At 60.1% G+C, this 16,133-nt stretch carries 20 protein-coding genes; 5 read left to right on the top strand and 15 right to left on the bottom strand.

All coding sequences use genetic code 11. The features are described from left to right. Nucleotides 1–97: 97 nt before the first annotated feature. The gene (locus B3C1_RS03865; protein ID WP_008483042.1) at nucleotides 98–973 is read left to right on the top strand and encodes a fructosamine kinase family protein; all 876 of its coding nucleotides are present in this window, start codon (nucleotides 98–100) and stop codon (nucleotides 971–973) included. Here the strand turns inward: B3C1_RS03865 and B3C1_RS19250 are convergent. Together B3C1_RS19250 and B3C1_RS19245 are read right to left on the bottom strand one after the other, a co-directional pair. Then, nucleotides 967–1,473 carry a hypothetical protein gene (locus B3C1_RS19250; RefSeq protein ID WP_008483040.1) on the bottom strand — a complete coding sequence of 169 codons (507 nt, stop codon included), beginning with the start codon at nucleotides 1,471–1,473 and terminating at the stop codon, nucleotides 967–969. The two genes, B3C1_RS03865 and B3C1_RS19250, sit on opposite strands and share 7 nt — an antisense overlap. 108 nt (nucleotides 1,474–1,581) lie before the next feature. Next, nucleotides 1,582–1,947 (bottom strand): hypothetical protein, encoded by a 366-nt coding sequence (locus B3C1_RS19245; RefSeq protein WP_008483039.1) that lies wholly within the window; start codon nucleotides 1,945–1,947, stop codon nucleotides 1,582–1,584. A 124-nt stretch (nucleotides 1,948–2,071) separates the two neighbouring features. On the opposite strand from B3C1_RS19245, the gene B3C1_RS03850 reads away from it, so the two are divergent. Then, on the top strand, nucleotides 2,072–2,272 hold the full coding sequence (locus tag B3C1_RS03850) for a zinc ribbon domain-containing protein (RefSeq protein ID WP_008483038.1): 201 nt from the start codon (nucleotides 2,072–2,074) through the stop codon (nucleotides 2,270–2,272). Between the two features lies 1 nt (nucleotide 2,273). Here the strand turns inward: B3C1_RS03850 and B3C1_RS03845 are convergent, their stop codons facing one another. Then, nucleotides 2,274–3,110 (bottom strand): 23S rRNA (adenine(2030)-N(6))-methyltransferase RlmJ, encoded by an 837-nt coding sequence (locus B3C1_RS03845; RefSeq protein ID WP_008483037.1) that lies wholly within the window; start codon nucleotides 3,108–3,110, stop codon nucleotides 2,274–2,276. 64 nt (nucleotides 3,111–3,174) lie between these two features. Here B3C1_RS03845 and B3C1_RS03840 point away from each other — a divergent pair, with 64 nt between their 5' ends. Then, nucleotides 3,175–3,750, top strand: coding sequence for a DUF5655 domain-containing protein (locus tag B3C1_RS03840; protein WP_008483036.1), 576 nt, complete (start codon nucleotides 3,175–3,177; stop codon nucleotides 3,748–3,750). On the opposite strand, the gene rsuA is transcribed toward B3C1_RS03840, so the two are convergent. Next, the gene (rsuA, locus tag B3C1_RS03835; RefSeq protein WP_008483035.1) at nucleotides 3,747–4,439 is read right to left on the bottom strand and encodes a 16S rRNA pseudouridine(516) synthase RsuA; all 693 of its coding nucleotides are present in this window, start codon (nucleotides 4,437–4,439) and stop codon (nucleotides 3,747–3,749) included. The genes B3C1_RS03840 and rsuA overlap by 4 nt on opposite strands. Nucleotides 4,440–4,571: 132 nt before the next feature. Here rsuA and B3C1_RS03830 point away from each other — a divergent pair, with 132 nt between their 5' ends. Continuing rightward, on the top strand, nucleotides 4,572–5,756 hold the full coding sequence (locus B3C1_RS03830; protein ID WP_008483034.1) for an amino acid aminotransferase: 1,185 nt from the start codon (nucleotides 4,572–4,574) through the stop codon (nucleotides 5,754–5,756). A 46-nt stretch (nucleotides 5,757–5,802) separates the two neighbouring features. Here the strand turns inward: B3C1_RS03830 and ggt are convergent, their stop codons facing one another. The 3 genes from ggt to B3C1_RS03815 form a co-directional block, all read right to left on the bottom strand. Continuing rightward, a complete protein-coding gene (gene ggt / locus B3C1_RS03825) occupies nucleotides 5,803–7,503 on the bottom strand; it encodes a gamma-glutamyltransferase (protein ID WP_008483033.1) in 1,701 nt (566 codons plus the stop codon). Nucleotides 7,504–7,750: 247 nt separating this feature from the next. Then, nucleotides 7,751–8,164 (bottom strand): acyl-CoA thioesterase, encoded by a 414-nt coding sequence (locus B3C1_RS03820; protein ID WP_008483032.1) that lies wholly within the window; start codon nucleotides 8,162–8,164, stop codon nucleotides 7,751–7,753. An 8-nt stretch (nucleotides 8,165–8,172) separates the two neighbouring features. Next, nucleotides 8,173–8,739, bottom strand: coding sequence for a tRNA-uridine aminocarboxypropyltransferase (locus B3C1_RS03815; protein WP_083858251.1), 567 nt, complete (start codon nucleotides 8,737–8,739; stop codon nucleotides 8,173–8,175). A 47-nt stretch (nucleotides 8,740–8,786) separates the two neighbouring features. Here B3C1_RS03815 and rrtA point away from each other — a divergent pair, with 47 nt between their 5' ends. Continuing rightward, nucleotides 8,787–9,350, top strand: a complete 564-nt coding sequence (gene rrtA, locus B3C1_RS03810) for a rhombosortase (RefSeq protein WP_008483030.1) — start codon at nucleotides 8,787–8,789, stop codon at nucleotides 9,348–9,350. Between the two features lie 12 nt (nucleotides 9,351–9,362). Here the strand turns inward: rrtA and B3C1_RS03805 are convergent, their stop codons facing one another. The 8 genes from B3C1_RS03805 to aroA form a co-directional block, all read right to left on the bottom strand. After that, on the bottom strand, nucleotides 9,363–9,677 hold the full coding sequence (locus tag B3C1_RS03805; RefSeq protein WP_008483029.1) for a ComEA family DNA-binding protein: 315 nt from the start codon (nucleotides 9,675–9,677) through the stop codon (nucleotides 9,363–9,365). Between the two features lie 68 nt (nucleotides 9,678–9,745). After that, a complete protein-coding gene (pyrF, locus tag B3C1_RS03800; protein ID WP_008483028.1) occupies nucleotides 9,746–10,447 on the bottom strand; it encodes an orotidine-5'-phosphate decarboxylase in 702 nt (233 codons plus the stop codon). Nucleotides 10,448–10,456: 9 nt separating this feature from the next. Further along, entirely contained in the window at nucleotides 10,457–11,626 is a 1,170-nt protein-coding gene (lapB, locus tag B3C1_RS03795; protein ID WP_008483027.1) for a lipopolysaccharide assembly protein LapB, read from the bottom strand. A gap of 3 nt (nucleotides 11,627–11,629) precedes the next feature. After that, the gene (locus B3C1_RS03790; protein WP_008483026.1) at nucleotides 11,630–11,887 is read right to left on the bottom strand and encodes a LapA family protein; all 258 of its coding nucleotides are present in this window, start codon (nucleotides 11,885–11,887) and stop codon (nucleotides 11,630–11,632) included. A gap of 104 nt (nucleotides 11,888–11,991) precedes the next feature. After that, nucleotides 11,992–12,282 carry an integration host factor subunit beta gene (locus tag B3C1_RS03785; protein ID WP_008483022.1) on the bottom strand — a complete coding sequence of 97 codons (291 nt, stop codon included), beginning with the start codon at nucleotides 12,280–12,282 and terminating at the stop codon, nucleotides 11,992–11,994. 51 nt (nucleotides 12,283–12,333) lie between these two features. Continuing rightward, a complete protein-coding gene (gene rpsA / locus B3C1_RS03780) occupies nucleotides 12,334–14,040 on the bottom strand; it encodes a 30S ribosomal protein S1 (RefSeq protein WP_272944682.1) in 1,707 nt (568 codons plus the stop codon). Nucleotides 14,041–14,098: 58 nt separating this feature from the next. After that, complete coding sequence (gene cmk, locus B3C1_RS03775; RefSeq protein ID WP_008483020.1) at nucleotides 14,099–14,788, bottom strand: (d)CMP kinase; 690 nt, start codon at nucleotides 14,786–14,788, stop codon at nucleotides 14,099–14,101. A 72-nt stretch (nucleotides 14,789–14,860) separates the two neighbouring features. Continuing rightward, nucleotides 14,861–16,132 carry a 3-phosphoshikimate 1-carboxyvinyltransferase gene (gene aroA / locus B3C1_RS03770; protein ID WP_008483019.1) on the bottom strand — a complete coding sequence of 424 codons (1,272 nt, stop codon included), beginning with the start codon at nucleotides 16,130–16,132 and terminating at the stop codon, nucleotides 14,861–14,863. Nucleotide 16,133 lies beyond the last annotated feature (1 nt).

Here is a 16,133-nt window from a genome sequence, read left to right as displayed (position 1 = left end):
TTCCTTACCAGCAACAGTTGGCACTCTTGGAGAACCGCCGCCAGGCGCAGCGATCCGCGCTAAGCTCTTAACACAGAGCTTTTGCCGGGAGCAGACCATGTGGCATGCCCTTCAGACCGAGATCAGCGCCTTTCTTGGCCGGCCCTACCCCCTGGCGGACCGGCACCTGATGCAGCGCAGCCCCCGCTGCCAACTGTATCGCATCAGCGACGGCCAACTGGCGTTGTTTGTTAAACTCACCGACGCTTGCCACGGTGACCAGCTCAGGGCCGAAGCCTTTGGCCTGGGTGAATTGTCGCGCTTTGGTCCCCTGCAAACCCCGGAAGTGGTCTGTGTTGGCACCACCAAGGGTTTTGGTTTTTTGGTGATGGAATACCTGCCCTTTAGCTCCCCAAGCCGCCTGGGTTGGCAGCGCCTGGGTGAAGGCCTGGCGGCCCTGCACCAACGCCAGGACCAGGCCATGTACGGTTTTGATGACGACAATTTCATCGGTGACAGCCCCCAACCCAACCCCTGGCACAAACACTGGTACCGGTTTTTCGGTGAACAGCGCTTGGCCTATCAATTGGAACTGTTGGCGGAAAAGGGCTTGGCCCTGGAGGCCAGTAGCGGCTTATTGGACATCGCCGGGAGGTTGTTGAAGCATCACCAGCCGGGGCCCAGCCTGCTCCATGGGGATCTGTGGCGGGGCAATATTGGTTTTGTGGACGACCACCCTGTGGTGTTCGACCCGGCCTGTTACTACGGGGACCGGGAGGCCGACATTGCCATGACCGAACTGTTTGGGCGCTTTGACCCGGACTTTTACGCCGCCTACGATGACGACCTGCCGTTACCGGACGACTACGAGGCCAGGCGCGAGCTGTACAACCTCTACCACCTGCTCAACCACGCCAACCTCTTTGGCCCTCATTACCTGGAACAGGCCCAGCAAAGCGCGGCGCGCCTGCTGGACCTTTATGGGCATCAGTAACGAGGCCTGACCACCACATACTGGCTGCCGCCGTCTACCGGCAGGTACCAGATACCATTGGCCACGTAGTAAAGGCGGCCTTCGTAGGCAATTTTCTTGGTGGGGCCGACGATGGCGTCCACCACGGTACCGGGGCTCAGGTCGCCACCGCTGTAACCGTTATAACCGCTGTATCCATTGTCTACGACCTGGTAGGAACCGGCAGGTGGCCTGTCCACATAAGTGTAGCCGCTGCCATTTTGGCGGTAATAGGCGTTGTCGACGATGGCATAAGTCACCCCAGCCAGGATGGCAAAGGTGGCGATACCGGCCAGGGCATCCCTGTGGTAATAACGGTGGCGCGGTGCTGGCCCGTAATGGTGATAACCGGGTTTGACCACGATGACCTTGCTGCCGTGACCATGGCCGTGACCGTGGCGGCCCCAGCGGTCTGCCTGGGCAGCCATGGGCGCCAGGGCAAGGCCGGCAATGGCCAGGCTACAGATAAGGGCATTTTTCATGGCAGTCTCCTTTGGTCTTGCTCATGACTAAGTATGCGGCCTTGCCTTAAACACAGCTGAACACAACAGGGTAAAAAAGCGTAAAGCCCCGTGACCGGGGCTTTGACGTTAGCGGCCTTCAAGGACCCTGTAGCTACCTGCCGGCGGCTGGGCCACGTATTCGTAGCGGTCACCGCGTTGCTTGTAGTAGACGTTGTCGACGATGGCATAGGTCACCCCGGCCAGCACCGCAAAGGTGGCTATCTTGGCCAGGTTGTCCCTCTGGTAGGAGCGGTGACGGGGCGCAGGCCCCCTGTGGCGATAGCCTTCCTTGACCACAATCACCCGGTCCCGGCTGTAGTGATGGCCACGTTCCTTGTGATGATGACCCTTGTCCTTGTGGTGATGGCCGTGGCCATGGTCTCCGGCGCTGGCGGCCAGGGGGGTCAGCGCCAGGGCGGCGATGGTCAGGCTGCAGATAGTCATTGTTTTCATGGCAGTCTCCTCTTGCTTCTCTCGACGCCACAGTAGGCAGGGCTACCCAACCCCTACCTGAATGCGCGAAAAAATACCCGGCCCGGTGCCATACTTGATGTCATCGGCCAGTGCGGAGCCTGTCATGGACGCCGTAAAACAATGGCGGGTGGAATGCCCCAATTGCGGGCACCCTACCTTCATCACCATAGAGCCTGACGACGTGGGCCAGGACTTTGTCGAGGACTGCGCCAACTGTTGCAGCCCCATCCATATCCAGGTCAGCGAAGACCAGGACGGCACCCTGCTGGTGCAGGTGGACGGGGAAGACGAACAGCTTTACTGAATTATTCTTCCACCAGCCATTGGCAGCGGTACTGCCCTGCCCCTTTGGCCAGTACCTTGTCCAACCAGGGCAAAGCCTCGTCCATGGCCGCCTTGAGGGTCCAGGGGGGGTTGATCACCAAGACTCCGGCCGAGGTCATACCGTGCTGGTCGGTATCGGGCCTAAGGCCGTGTTCGATACGCAGCTGCTTACGGATACCGGTCGCCTTAAAAGCCGCCATCATGGCTTCGACCCGGGCCCGTTCCACCACCGGGTACCAAACAATGTAGGTGCCGGTGGCAAAGCGCCGGTAGGCGTCGCCGATGGCATTCACCACCGCCTGGTAATCGTCTTTTAGTTCATAGGGTGGGTCCATCACCACCAGGCCGCGTTTCTCCTTTGGCGGTAGCTTGGCCACCAGGGTCTCGTAGGCGTCCGCCTGCTCGATACGCACTTGCCGGTCCCGCTCGAAAGTCCCTTGCAACAACTTAAGGTCGGCCGGGTGCAGCTCGGTCAGGAACAGCCGGTCATAGGGCCTTAGCAGCTGGCGTACCAGCCAGGGTGAGCCGGGGTAATGGACCAGCTCACCGGGGTTCATGGCCTTGACCACGTCCAGGTAAGGCAGCAGCGCCGCCGGCGGCTCGGCGGCGGCCAGCACCTTTTCGATACCGTCCCTGTACTCACCGGTTTTCTGGGCCTTGGCGTCCCCCAGCAGGTAACGGCCGGCACCGGCATGGGTGTCGTGGACATAGAAGGGCTTGTCCTTCTGGGCCAGGTAGTCCACCACCAGAGCGATAACGGCGTGTTTAAGGACGTCGGCATAGTTGCCGGCATGAAAGGCGTGGCGATAGCTGAGCATGGTACTGGCCTGACTGGAAAGTTGCGGGCATTCTAAAGCCAAGGCTCCCACAAATCATCCGCCCATGTATCACTTGCACCCTGCCATCAAGCATGCCCAAGCCATGGCCCAGAACCTGGCGGCCGACACCGGTCGGGAACTGGACGACTGGCGCGCCCTGGTCGAGGCCGAAGATCCCAAGGACCCCAAGGCCTGGCTCAAGGCTGAATATGGCCTGGGGGCGGCCACCGCCGGCCTTATCCTCGACCCCTACAGCACAGACGAAGACCATTACCTGGCCCAGGCGCCAGCCATGGTGGACGCCCAATACAGCGGCAAAAAGGCGGCGCTGCGCCCCTTGTATGACGCCATCGAGGATCTGTTGTTGTCCCTGTCGGACGAGGTCAAGCTATGCCCGGCCAAGACCCAGGTGGCGGCCTATCACAACAAGGTGTTTGCCACCGTCAAGGCGGCCAGCATGCAGGCCATCGAGCTGGGGCTGGCCCTGGGGCCGGAGCGCCCTTTTGAGGGGCGTTACCAAAGCACCGGGGGCCTGGAGAAAAAGGACAGGATCACCCACAGGGTGCGGTTGACGTCGGTCAGCGAACTGGACCAGGAGCTGCAAGAGACCCTGGCCCAGGCGTTCGAGCTGGGCCGTTAGGAAAGGGCAGCGATCTCAGCGTCGGTCAGGGGCCGGTATTCCCCTTCGGCCAGGGCCGGGTCCAGCTCCAGGGGACCTATGGCTTCGCGGTGCAGGTCCACCACCTTGTTGTCCAGGGCGGCAAACATCCGTTTGACCTGGTGGTACTTGCCTTCGCTGATGGTCAGCAGCACTTCGCAGGCATCGATGCGCTCCAGTTGGGCCGGTTTGGTCAGATGGCGCTCGCCGCGCAGCTGTACCCCTTCTTGAAAACGCGCTTCGGCATCTTCCACCAACGGATCGGCCAGCCATACCCGGTAGCGCTTGGGGCAGTCATGTTTGGGGCTGGTTACCTTGTGGGACCATTGGCCGTCGTCGGTGAGCAGCACCAGGCCGGTGGTGTCCAAGTCCAGGCGCCCGGCCATGTGCAGGCCGAAACGGTCGCGGTCTTCCAGCAGCATCAGCACCGAGGCGTGCTCGGGGTCGTCGGTGGAGCAGACATAGCCTTTTGGCTTGTGCAGCATCAGGTAGCGGTTGCCCATGGCCCGCATGGGCTCGTCGTCCAGGCACACCTGATCGGCCTCTCCCAGCTTAAACCCCGGATCCTTGACCACCTCCCCGTTCACGGTCACCCGCTCCTTGTGCATCAGCCGTTTGACCTCGGCCCGAGAGAAGTCGGAGTTGTCCGCCAAAAACTTGTCCAAACGCATCGTTACACGCCTTAAAGCAAAAGGAGCGGCATTTTACTCTGAAATGGCGCCGATACCCACTTAACCTTCCCCGGCATTTGCCTTAGGCTATGGGAAGATCTCACTGCCCACCCACCTTTTGGAAAACCGAACATGTTCGAAAGCCTGCAAGCCCTGCCCGCTGATCCCATCCTCGGTCTGTCCGTGGCCTACCAGAAAGACAGCAACCCCAGCAAAGTTGACCTGGGGGTGGGTGTCTACAAGACCGAAACCGGCGCCACTCCCATCATGAAGGCGGTGGCCTTGGCCCAGCGTCACCGTATCGACACCGAGACCACCAAGACCTACATCAGCTCAGCAGGGGATGCCGGCTTTAACGACAAGATAGCCAAACTGGTGTTCGGTGAAGACAGCCCGGTGCTGGCCCGCCAATGCACAGTGTCCACCCCGGGCGGTACCGGCGCCCTGCGCATGGCTGGCGAATTCATCAAGCGCTGCAACCCCGGCGCCACCCTGTGGGTCACCAACCCCACCTGGGCCAACCACAACGCCCTGTTCCAAGCCGCCGGCCTGGTAGTCAAGTCGTTCAGCTACTTCGACAAGGCCAACTCCTGCGTGGATTTTGACGCCATGATGGCCGACCTGCAGGCCGTACCCAAAGGGGACGTGGTATTGCTGCACGCCTGCTGCCACAATCCCTCAGGGGCCGACCTCAACCAGGCCCAATGGCAGGCCTTTGCCCAACTCGCCAAGGACAAAGGCTTTACGCCGCTGCTGGACATGGCCTACCAGGGTTTTGGTGAAGGCCTGGAAGCCGATGCCTATGGCCCGCGCCTGCTGGCCGAGACCTTGCCCGAGCTGCTGCTGACCACCTCCGGTTCCAAAAACTTTGGCCTGTACCGGGAGCGGGTCGGTGCCTTTACCCTGGTGGGGGATTCCAGCGCCAAGGTGGACATCCTGTCCAGCGTGCTGCAAAACGTAGCCCGCTGCATCTACTCCATGCCGCCGGCCCATGGCGCCGCCATCATCGACATCATCCTGGGCTCTGAGGAGCTGACCGCCCTTTGGCAAGATGAGCTGGCCGAGATGCGCGGCCGCATTCATGAACTGCGTGCCCTGTTGGTGGAAAAACTCCATGCCCGTCAGGACAAAAAAGACTTCTCCTTCATCACCCGCCAGTACGGCATGTTCTCCTTCCTGGGGATCGACAAGGAACAGGTGCACCGCCTCAAAGACGAGTTCTCCGTCTACATGGTGGACTCGAGCCGCATGAACGTGGCCGGCATCAACCACAACAACGTCGACTATCTGGCAGACGCCATCACCAAGGTGCTCTAAGCCAGGCGCAAAAAAAGCCGCTCAACTGAGCGGCTTTTTTATGGGTTTATTCGGCCAGGACCTTGCCTTCGCGGCGCGGGTCTGCCCCACCCTGCCAGCGCCCGTCCGGCAGGCGCCAAAAGCCCTGGAGGCCAGAGTTAAGGTCAATCAGGCGTACGTCATGGCCACGGGCCTTGAGCCCTTCAACCCAGTCTTCGGCAACAGTGCCCTTTTCAAGGGCGGTGTAGTCGTTGCGGTTGGTGACATTGGGCATGGCGATGGCATCTTGGATGTCCATGCCGCCGTCGATAACGTTGACCAAGGTACGGGTCACGTAGTTGATAATGCGTGAGCCACCAGGGGAGCCAATAAGGCCCTGAAGCTGACCCTGATAGAGCACCATGGACGGCGCCATGGAGCTGCGGGGCCGCTTGCCCCCCTGCACCCGGTTGGCCACCCAGCGGCCCTGCTCGTCTTTGGCACCGAAGTTGAAGTCGGTAAGTTCGTTGTTGAGCAAAAAGCCCCCCACCATCAGGGTGGAGCCAAAGCCCATCTCGATACTGGCGGTCATGGACACGGCGTTGCCGTCCTTGTCGATGGCCACTAGGTGACTGGTCGAGGGCAGCTCCGGGCTCTTGGTCAGGGCCCTTGGGGCCAATTCGCCGGCTACCGCCGGTTGATCGGCATCGCCAATCAGGCCGGAGCGGCGGGTCAGGTAGCTGTCGTCCAGCATGGCGGCCATGGGCACTTCAACAAAGGCCGGGTCCCCTTCGTACAGGTTGCGGTCGGCAAAGGCCAACCTGGATGCCTGGGTAAAACGATGGATCGCCGGCACATCCCAGTTGGCCAGGGCCGGTAGCTTGTTGAGGATCCCCAGTTGCTGCACCACCACCAGGCCACCGGCCGGGGGCGGCGCACTGCACACCTGGTACTGGCGGTAGGGGCCGCACACCACGTCGCGCCAAACAGGCTGGTAGTCTTTGAGGTCGGCCAGGGTCATCTGCCCGGGATTGGTGGCATGGCCACGTACCGTTTTCACCAGGGCTTCGGCAAGCTCACCTTCATAGAAGGCCTTGGGGCCGGCTTTGGCAATGGCTTCCATGGTCTTGGCCAGGGCCGGGTTTTTCAGCAAGGTGCCCGCTTTGAGGGGCTGGCCATGGGGAAAGAAGTAGTCCTTGGCGGTAGCAGAGGATTTAAGGCCGGGGTTCATCTCCATCCGCACCAGTTCGGCCAGGCGCGGACTGACTTCAAAGCCATCTTTGGCGAGCTTGATGGCCGGCTCAAACAGCTTGGCCCAGGGGAGCTTGCCGTAGTGCTGGTGGGCTTCCCAAAAACCTTTGACCAGGCCCGGCACCCCCACGGAGCGCCCCCCAACCAAGGCTTTGAAGAAGTCCATGGGCTTGCCGTCTTCCATGAACAGCTCCGGGGTGTCGGCCTTGGGAGCGGTTTCACGGGCATCCAGGGTCTGCATCCGCTGCTTATCCTGATCCCACAGCAGCATAAAGGCGCCGCCGCCCAAACCGGAAGACTGAGGCTCAACCAGGGTCAGCACCATCTCGGCAGCAATAACGGCATCCACCGCCGAGCCACCTTGCCTGAGCATGGCAAAGCCGGCCTCGCTGGCCAGGGGGTTGGCGGTGGCCATCATCAGCTTGGACCCCACCACCTTCTGCTGTTCAATCCGGCCTGTGGCCGCTTCCGGTTCCCGCACTTCGCCCTGGGCCAAAGCCAGGACAGGTAATAAGGCAAGCCAAGCCAGATGTCGCACGGCAGCACTCCTTCAAGTCATTGTGATCCCGGGGAATGCTGACAGGGGGCAATAAAAAAGGCAACCCGCAGGGGGTTGCCTCTTTGTTTCACGTAATGCATCTAGCAGAGCTGAGCATCTTCTTCCAGCTCGATGGGCAGTTCGTTGACCACCTCGTCTTGGAGCTGGTAGTAAGGCTCGTGACTCTCATGGTATTCCATGGGCCAGCCTCGTTATTGTAGGGTCGGCGCGCATTGTAACGTTTTCGTCAGTGGGTCTCTAGGTGTTTTTGCAGGAAATCACCCAGCTCTCCCGTCATGGGCAGGGCCTTGCCGGTTTTCTGGTCCAGGCAGACAAAGGTTATGGCGGCGTCAGCTACCAGGGTGTCGGTACCCTCAAGATATACGGCCTGCTTGACCACACCGGAGCGCTCAGACAGGGCGCCAAGGCCGGTGTCAACGCGCAGCTGCTGGCCCAGGGTGGCGGCAGCACGGTAATTAATGTTGATGTTCACCACCACAAAGGCAATGGCATGGTCTTGGAACCAGGCCAGTTCACCGGAATCTTCTAGCCAGCCCCAACGGGCTTCTTCCAAAAACTCCAGGTAACGGGCGTTGTTGACGTGCTGGTAGACGTCCAGGTGATAACCACGGACCTTGATGTGGGTTTGATGTACTGCCATGTGCTTCCTCATTGGTATTGGGCACGCACCTCGGCCGGTAGGCGGTCCAAGGCGCGCGCGATCAAGCCTTCGAAGGCCTGGTTTAGTGGCCCCAGTTCCAGCTGGGGCTCGATAATGGCAAGCGCCGCCATCACCGCCTCGACGGTACTGAGCGCCCCTGTCTTGCGGCTGCGGCGCAGCAAATAACGGCTCTGATCAGCCAGCGGCAAGTGCACCTTGGGCAGGGCCTGCAGCGCCGGGCTCTGCTCGTAGAGCCTCAGGGCCTTGCGCCAGGTGCCGTCTATGACCACCAGCTCTTCAGGGGGGCTAGCCAGTTCAGTCAGGCAGCAGCTGCCTGGCCCGGGAAAGAGCACTACGGCGCCGGGCCTAGCTTGCAACTCGGTAACGACCTCGGTGCGCAGCAGCTGGCAATTTACCAGGCTGCGTTCAACCAGCGCCGCCGTACCCAGGGGATGCTTTTCCTCCCCGGGGAATTGGATCAGAGTGACCGCCGTCCTGGCCACTATGGGTGTGACCAAGCAACAGACACAGTGGACCGTCAAGCGCCGACAGTCCGGGCAACTTGCTCGCGCCATGACTCCCCCTTAGGATGGAGGCCCATTCTAAGAAGAGTCACCCTCACATGCCACATCTGGTCGGAGCTTTTACCCTGATCGGCCTGAGCGGGCTGCTGGCATTGCTGCCCAACGACTGGGGGCAATGGCTGATTTATGACCGCCAGGCCATCCTAGACGGCCAACTTTGGCGCCTTGTTACCGGCCATTTGATGCACACCAACGGTTGGCACTTTGCCATGAACAGCGCCGGCGTCCTGGTGATCGCCTGGCTTCATGGCCGCTATTACCGCTTTGGGGACTGGTGGCTGCGCCTTGGCTACTTGGCCTTGATGACCAGCCTGGGGCTCTTGGTATTTAGCCCTGAGCTTTACTGGTATGTGGGGCTTTCCGGCGTGCTGCATGGGCTTATCTTGATGGGAGCGCTCGAGGACATCCGCTGTAGCGAGAAAACCGGCTGGCTTATTCTGTTGGGGCTGGCAATCAAGATTGGCTGGGAGCAGTGGATGGGGCCGTCGGCCGAGGTGGTCAGCCTGATAGGGGCACCGGTGGCAACCCAGGCCCACCTTTTTGGTGCCTTGGCCGCCCTGCCCTATGGCTTATGGGCCTTTAGACGAAAGAAAGGGGCCTAACGGCCCCTTTTGTTACTTGAAGCGAATTTTATCGGCGTTCGCGTCGAGAAGCTTGTCTCCAATGCCTTTCACCGCCTTGAGGTCTTCAAGGCTTTTGAAAGGACCATGGGCCTCTCTATATTCAACAATTAACGCTGCCTTTTTCGCTCCGACGCCCTTGAGAATGCGGGCGATTTCCTCTGCCGAGGCAGAATTTATGTCCACGGTCTCGGCCACCATTGGTGCCATGGCGGTAGTGCCTGACTCGGTTTCGGCACGGGTTGCCGGGACCACGCCACAGGCCAGCACGCTGGCCAACAATATCACTGACTGAAAAATCCGTTTCATAGGTGTTTCCTTTACCCAGATTGTTCCCTTGAGCACCTCCATCGCTCGACCCTAAGTATAGTCAGTTTTCAGCCTTGCAAGCTGTCATTGATGGCCTTGAGTACCGCCAGGGGATCGCCGGCCTGGGTTATGGGTCGCCCTATCACCAGAAAATCGGAGCCAGCCTCGATAGCGTCCATGGGGGTCAGCACCCGGCGTTGGTCACCGGCGTCACTGCCGGCAGGGCGTATCCCCGGCGTCACCAGTTTGAAGTCGCTGCCCAAGGTGCTTTTCAGCAGGCCTGCTTCCTTGGCGGAACAGACCACACCGTCAAGACCCGCCTGCTGAGTCAGTTTGGCTAGACGCAGCACCTGCTCCTGGGCTGTATCGGCGTCAACCCCCAACTCGGCCAGCTCGCTGTCGGTCATGGAGGTGAGTACGGTCACGGCGATAAGCAGCGGCGCCTTGTCACCATAAGGGGCCAAGGCCTCCTTGGCGGCACGCATCATGCGGCTGCCGCCGCTGGCATGGACATTGACCATCCACACCCCCAGCTCGGCAGCCGCAACGACTGCCTTGGCCACGGTATTGGGAATGTCGTGGAATTTAAGGTCAAGGAAGACGTCAAAGCCCCGCCCCACCAGGTCGCGCACCAGCTCCGGACCAAACAGGGTAAACATTTCCTTACCCACCTTGAGGCGGCACTGGGCCGGGTCAAGCTGGTCCACCAGGGCCAGGGCCTTGGCCTTATCGTCAAAATCCAGGGCCACTACGACCGGCTTGTCTTGCATGTTGTCTCCTTAATCGCCATCCAAACCACGGATGGGTTTGATCTGCCCCCACTGCTGGCAGGACGGGCACAGCCAGTAGCGCTTGTTGGCACTGAAGCCACAGTGGCGGCATCGGTAAGTGGGCCTGATACGGATCTGCTGCTCAACCAGTTCGGCCAGCAGGTTGAGGCTCTCCTTGGCCGAGGGTTCGGCCACCTTCTCACGCTGATACTGGATCAGGCGACGAAAGCCCTTAAGGGTGGGGTGGCGCTTGAGCTCGTCGAGCATCAAGTCCTCTGCACTGTCCAGGCCGGCCTGGGCCTGGGTCAGGTCGGCCAGGGCCAGCACCACCGACACGCCGCTGTCGCGAATAACCGCCCTTGCCAAAAACTCCCGATACCCCTCACTGTCCCCCAGGCGGCTGAACAGATCCGCTATCAGAGGCAGTACTTCACAGGTGTTGTCCGGATCGGTGCTGACCACGGGCACCAGGGCCGCCAGGGCATCATCCAATTTATTGGCCTGACGATAAAGTTGCGCCAGCCCTTCCCGGGCGCGGGTGCACCCCATGTCCACATCCAGGGCTTTCTTGTACTCCTTGATGGCGTCGCCGGTCTTGCCCTTGTCCTGGGCCAGCTCCGCCAACTGGCAATGGAAATGGCCAAGGGCCCGGTTGATAGCCGCCGGCCTGTCCTTGCCCATGGCCTTGGCCACTTTCACGGCCTGGTGCCAGTCCTTGGTATGTTGATAGATGGCCAGCAGCTGCTCTTGGGCCTGCTGGCGATGATCGGGATCGTCCTTGAGCTCGTCGAAAATGTTCTCCGCCCTGTCGTAGAGCCCCGCTACCATGAAGTCCTGGCCCAGCTCCATCATCGCCAGACGCCTGTCGTCCTCGCTGATGGATGGCCTGGCCACCAGGTTTTGGTGGATGCGGATAGCCCTGTCCACCTCGCCACGGCGGCGAAAGAGGTTACCCAGGGCCATGTGGGTCTCGAGGGTCTCGGCGTCCACCGCCAGCATGTCGATAAAGAGATCGACCGCTTTATCTGGCTGGTCAGACAGCAGGAAGTTGAGCCCCTTGAAATAGCGCTGCGACAAGCGGTTACGATGGACTTCCCGCTCCTGGCGCACACTGCGCCGCCCCATGTACCAGCCGTAACCGGCCGCTATGGGTAAAAGCAGGAACAGGAGTTCAACCATAACCTAGGCGTCTTTCGTCTGGGCGCGCAGCTTGCGTTGCAGGGTCCGGATCTTGAGCCTCTGTACCCAGCATTGCGTGCCAAGTACCAAGAACGCCAGTACGGCTCCCAGGGCAAAGGCGATCCCTAACCACTGACCTGCGGACAGGGTTTTCTGGGCGATCAGGTAGTTGACCGCGATCGGCTGAGCATTTTGGGCACCCACGGCCAAGGCCAGGGCAAAAATGAGGATGGCAAACAGCCATTTGATGAGGGTGACCACCGCACCTCCTGTGGGCATGAGCAAACGCCGCTATTATTGCCCAAAAGGGGCGTCAGACACAAAAACGGCATGCGATTGCATGCCGTTTTTTTCAGTGGTGCTGATCAGGAATCAGCGCTGAGGTTGACCCTCTCCCGCAGTTCCTTGCCCGGTTTGAAATGCGGGACCTGTTTGGCCGGCAATTCAACGGACTCTCCCGTCTTGGGATTACGCCCGACTCGGGGCGCTCGGTAATGCAGGGAAAAGCTACCAAATCCCCGGATCTCAATGCGTTCCCCTGCTTCCAGGGTATTGGCCATCTGCTCCAGAATTTCTTTAACTGCCAGTTCCAGATCCCGCGCGGGCAGGTCGGCGTACTTGGCGGTCAAACTCTCAATGAGTTCTGATTTGGTCATTTGGTCTTCCTCGGCGCCAAGGAGGTGGGGCACTTTGCCCCACCCACCTGATTAGTCTTCGCTCTTGGCGGCTTTGAAAGCTTCAGCCATGGCGTTCGGGATGACCGCATCTTCCTGGTTGTTCAGGTGATCGATGGCATCACGCTCGTCTGCTTCATCCTTAGCGCGGATGGACAGGGAGATGGTGCGGTTCTTACGGTCAACACCCATGAACTTGGCTTCAACTTCTTCGCCGGCTTTCAGCACGGTAGAAGCGTCTTCGATGCGCTCACGGGAGATGTCGGAGGCACGCAGGTAGCCTTCAACACCTTCGCCCAGATCGATGGTGGCGCCTTTGGCGTCAACAGCGATCACGGTACCAATAACGATAGCACCTTTCTTCTTATCGTTCAGGTAGTTGTTGAACGGATCGGCTTCCAGTTGCTTAACGCCCAGGCTGATGCGCTCGCGCTCGGCATCCACTTGCAGTACAACGGCGGTGATTTCTTCGCCTTTCTTGTACTCGCGAACGGCTTCGTCGCCGGTAGCGTTCCAGGAGATGTCGGACAGGTGAACCAGACCGTCGATGCCGCCGTCCAGGCCAATGAAGATACCGAAGTCGGTGATGGACTTGATCTTACCGGAAACCTGGTCGCCCTTGTTGAAGCGGCCGGCAAACTCTTCCCAGGGGTTTTGTTTGCACTGCTTGAGGCCCAGGGAGATACGACGACGTTCTTCGTCGATGTCCAGAACCATAACTTCCACTTCGTCGCCCAGGTTGACAACCTTGGAGGGGTGGATGTTTTTGTTGGTCCAGTCCATTTCGGAAACGTGTACCAGGCCTTCAACGCCTTCTTCGATTTCAACGAAGCAGCCGTAGTCGGTCAGGTTGGTCACGCGGCCTTTGAGCTTGTGACCTTCAGGGTAACGCTCGGCGATGGAAACCCACGGATCGGCACCCAGTTGCTTGAGGCCCAGGGATACACGGGTACGCTCGCGGTCGAACTTCAGTACCTTGACGGTGATTTCGTCGCCGACATTGACGATTTCGGAAGGATGCTTAACGCGCTTCCAAGCCATGTCGGTGATGTGCAGCAGGCCGTCAACGCCACCCAGGTCTACGAAGGCACCGTAGTCAGTCAGGTTCTTAACGATACCTTTGACTTCCATACCTTCTTGCAGGTTTTGCAGCAGTTGCTCACGCTCAACGTTGTTCTCGGACTCGATCACAGCGCGACGGGAAACCACGACGTTGTTACGCTTCTGGTCCAGCTTGATGACCTTGAATTCCAGGTCTTTGTTTTCCAGGTGAGCGGTGTCGCGGATCGGGCGCACATCAACCAGGGAGCCAGGCAGGAAGGCACGGATGCCGTCCAGGTCGACAGTGAAGCCGCCTTTGACTTTGCCGTTGATGATACCGATAACGGTCTCGTTGTTTTCGTAAGCTTTCTCGAGCACCAGCCAGGCTTCGTAGCGCTTGGCCTTCTCGCGGGACAGGATGGTCTCGCCGAAGCCGTCTTCTACGGTGTCCAGGGCTACGTCAACAACGTCACCGACGTTAACGGTGATTTCGCCGTTGGCGTCTTTGAACTGTTCGGCAGGAATAGCGGACTCAGATTTCAGACCAGCGTCGACCAGTACGATGTCCTTTTGAACGCGGACAACGGTACCTTTAACGATGGAACCCGGGCGGGTTTCGATCTCTTTCAGGCTTTCTTCGAACAGTTGAGCAAATGATTCAGTCATGTGTGTCTGCTTATTTAACAAACCATGTGGCATCCGTCCGACATGGGGTTGTTCATGGTTTTCCGCGCCAATCCTTGGTGCGGAAGGGTTCTTACTTGGCCGCTGCCGGGATCTTGGCAACAACCTCCTGCCAGGCGGCATCGAGCACCTGCTCGATGGAAAGATGGCTGGTATCGATGATGACCGCATCCTCCGCTGGCTTTAGCGGCGCCACGGCGCGATTGGCATCACGCTCGTCACGCTCACGTATCTCGGTTAAAAGACGTTCAATTTTAGCATCCTGCCCAGACGCCAGCAACTGCTGAAATCGGCGCTCGGCGCGGACTTCGGCGCTGGCGGTCAGGAACAATTTAACCTGGGCATTTTTAAACACCACTGTGCCCATATCGCGGCCGTCGGCCACCAGGCCTGGGGCCTTTTGGAAGGCACGCTGACGGCGCAGCAGGGCTTCACGGACCCGGGGAAAGGCCGCCACTTTCGAGGCGGTATTGGCCACGTCCTGGGTACGGATGGCACTGGTGACGTCTTCCCCTTCGAGGATCACCTTGACCTGGCCGTCCTGGGGCTCGAACTGCACGTCCAGATGCGCGGCCAACGGCACCAGGGCCTCTTCGTCTTCCAGGGGGCACTGATGGTGAAGCGCCGCCAGGGCCAGCACGCGATAAATGGCACCGGAATCCAGGAAATGCCAGCCCAGCCGGTCGGCCAGGTGTTGGCACAGGGTACCTTTGCCTACACCGCTGGGCCCGTCTACGGTGACGACGGGTACCAAATCAGCCATAAAATCCTCCATTTCTACGGATGCAGGCCAAAACCTGCAGGCGTCGGGCGCGCATTATAGGGTAAAAGGCTGTCAATTACCTTGCCTAATCGCGCCAAAGCGTTCAAAGAAATCAGGAAAAGTCTTGGCGGTACACTTGGGATCGCGAATGCCTATGGGGCTCTGGCCCAGGGCCAGCAGGGCAAAACACATGGCCATGCGGTGATCGTTGTAGGTATCGATCTCGGCGTACTGGATGGCATGGCCCCGGCTGACACGGATGTAGTCCCTGCCCTCTTCCACCTCGGCGCCCACCTTCTTGAGCTCGGTGGCCATGGCATGGAGGCGGTCGGTTTCCTTGAGGCGCCAGTTGTAGATATTGCGGATAACCGTCTCACCTTGGGCAAAGAGCGCCGTGGTGGCCAGGGTCATGGCGGCATCGGGAATGGCATTGGCGTCGATGTCGATGCCTTTGAGCTCGCCCTTACGCACCCGTACCTGGTGCTCGCCCCACTCGACGACGGCGCCCATTTGCTCCAGGGCGTCCACAAAGTCCACGTCCCCTTGCAGCATGCCTTTGAAAAGGCCCTTGATGGTGACGTCACCGCCGATGGCGCCGGCGGCGGCAAAGTAGGAGGCGGAAGAGGCGTCCCCTTCCACGTAGTAGTGGCCAGGGCTGTGGTATTGGCTGTCCTTGGTGATGACGAAGGTCTGCTCATCGGGGCGCAGGGCCTTGACCCCAAACTGCGCCATCAGCCCCAGGGTCAGCTCCACATAGGGTTTGGACACCAGCTCGCCATCCACCTTGATAGTGACGTCCCCTTCACACAGGGGTGCAGCCATCAGCAGCGCCGACAGGAACTGGCTGGACAGGTCGCCCCTGACGCTCAAGGTGCCGCCGGCCAGCTTCTTGCCGTTAATTTTAAGGGGCGGGTAGCCCTCTTCCCCCAGGTACTGGATGTCGGCACCCAGTTGCCGAAGGGCATCCACCAGATCCCCTATGGGGCGCTCATACATGCGCGGCTCGCCGGTCAGCTCGAAGGTGCCCGGGGTTAGCGCCAGGGCCGCTGTCAAAGGGCGCATGGCAGTGCCGGCGTTACCCAGGAAAATGGCACCAACCGGGCTCTGGGGCTGCCAGGGACCGGCCACCACCAGATCGTCGCCCTGTTCACTGACAGCCACACCCAAGGCTTTGAAAGCGCTGCGCATATGGCGGATATCGTCGGCGTCCAGGACGTTACTCAGGGTAGTGGGGGCCTGGCAGAAGGCGCCCAGCAGCAAAGCCCGGTTGGACAGGGATTTGGAGCCGGGCATGGCCAGGGTACCGCTGACGCTGCCGCCGGCGGTCAGTTGCAGTAATTCCATG

The sequence above is a fragment of the Gallaecimonas xiamenensis 3-C-1 genome (genome assembly GCF_000299915.1).
GTDB lineage: Bacteria > Pseudomonadota > Gammaproteobacteria > Enterobacterales > Gallaecimonadaceae > Gallaecimonas > Gallaecimonas xiamenensis.
Note: the sequence above shows the minus strand (reverse complement) of the source record. Positions and strands in the feature narration are given on the sequence as shown.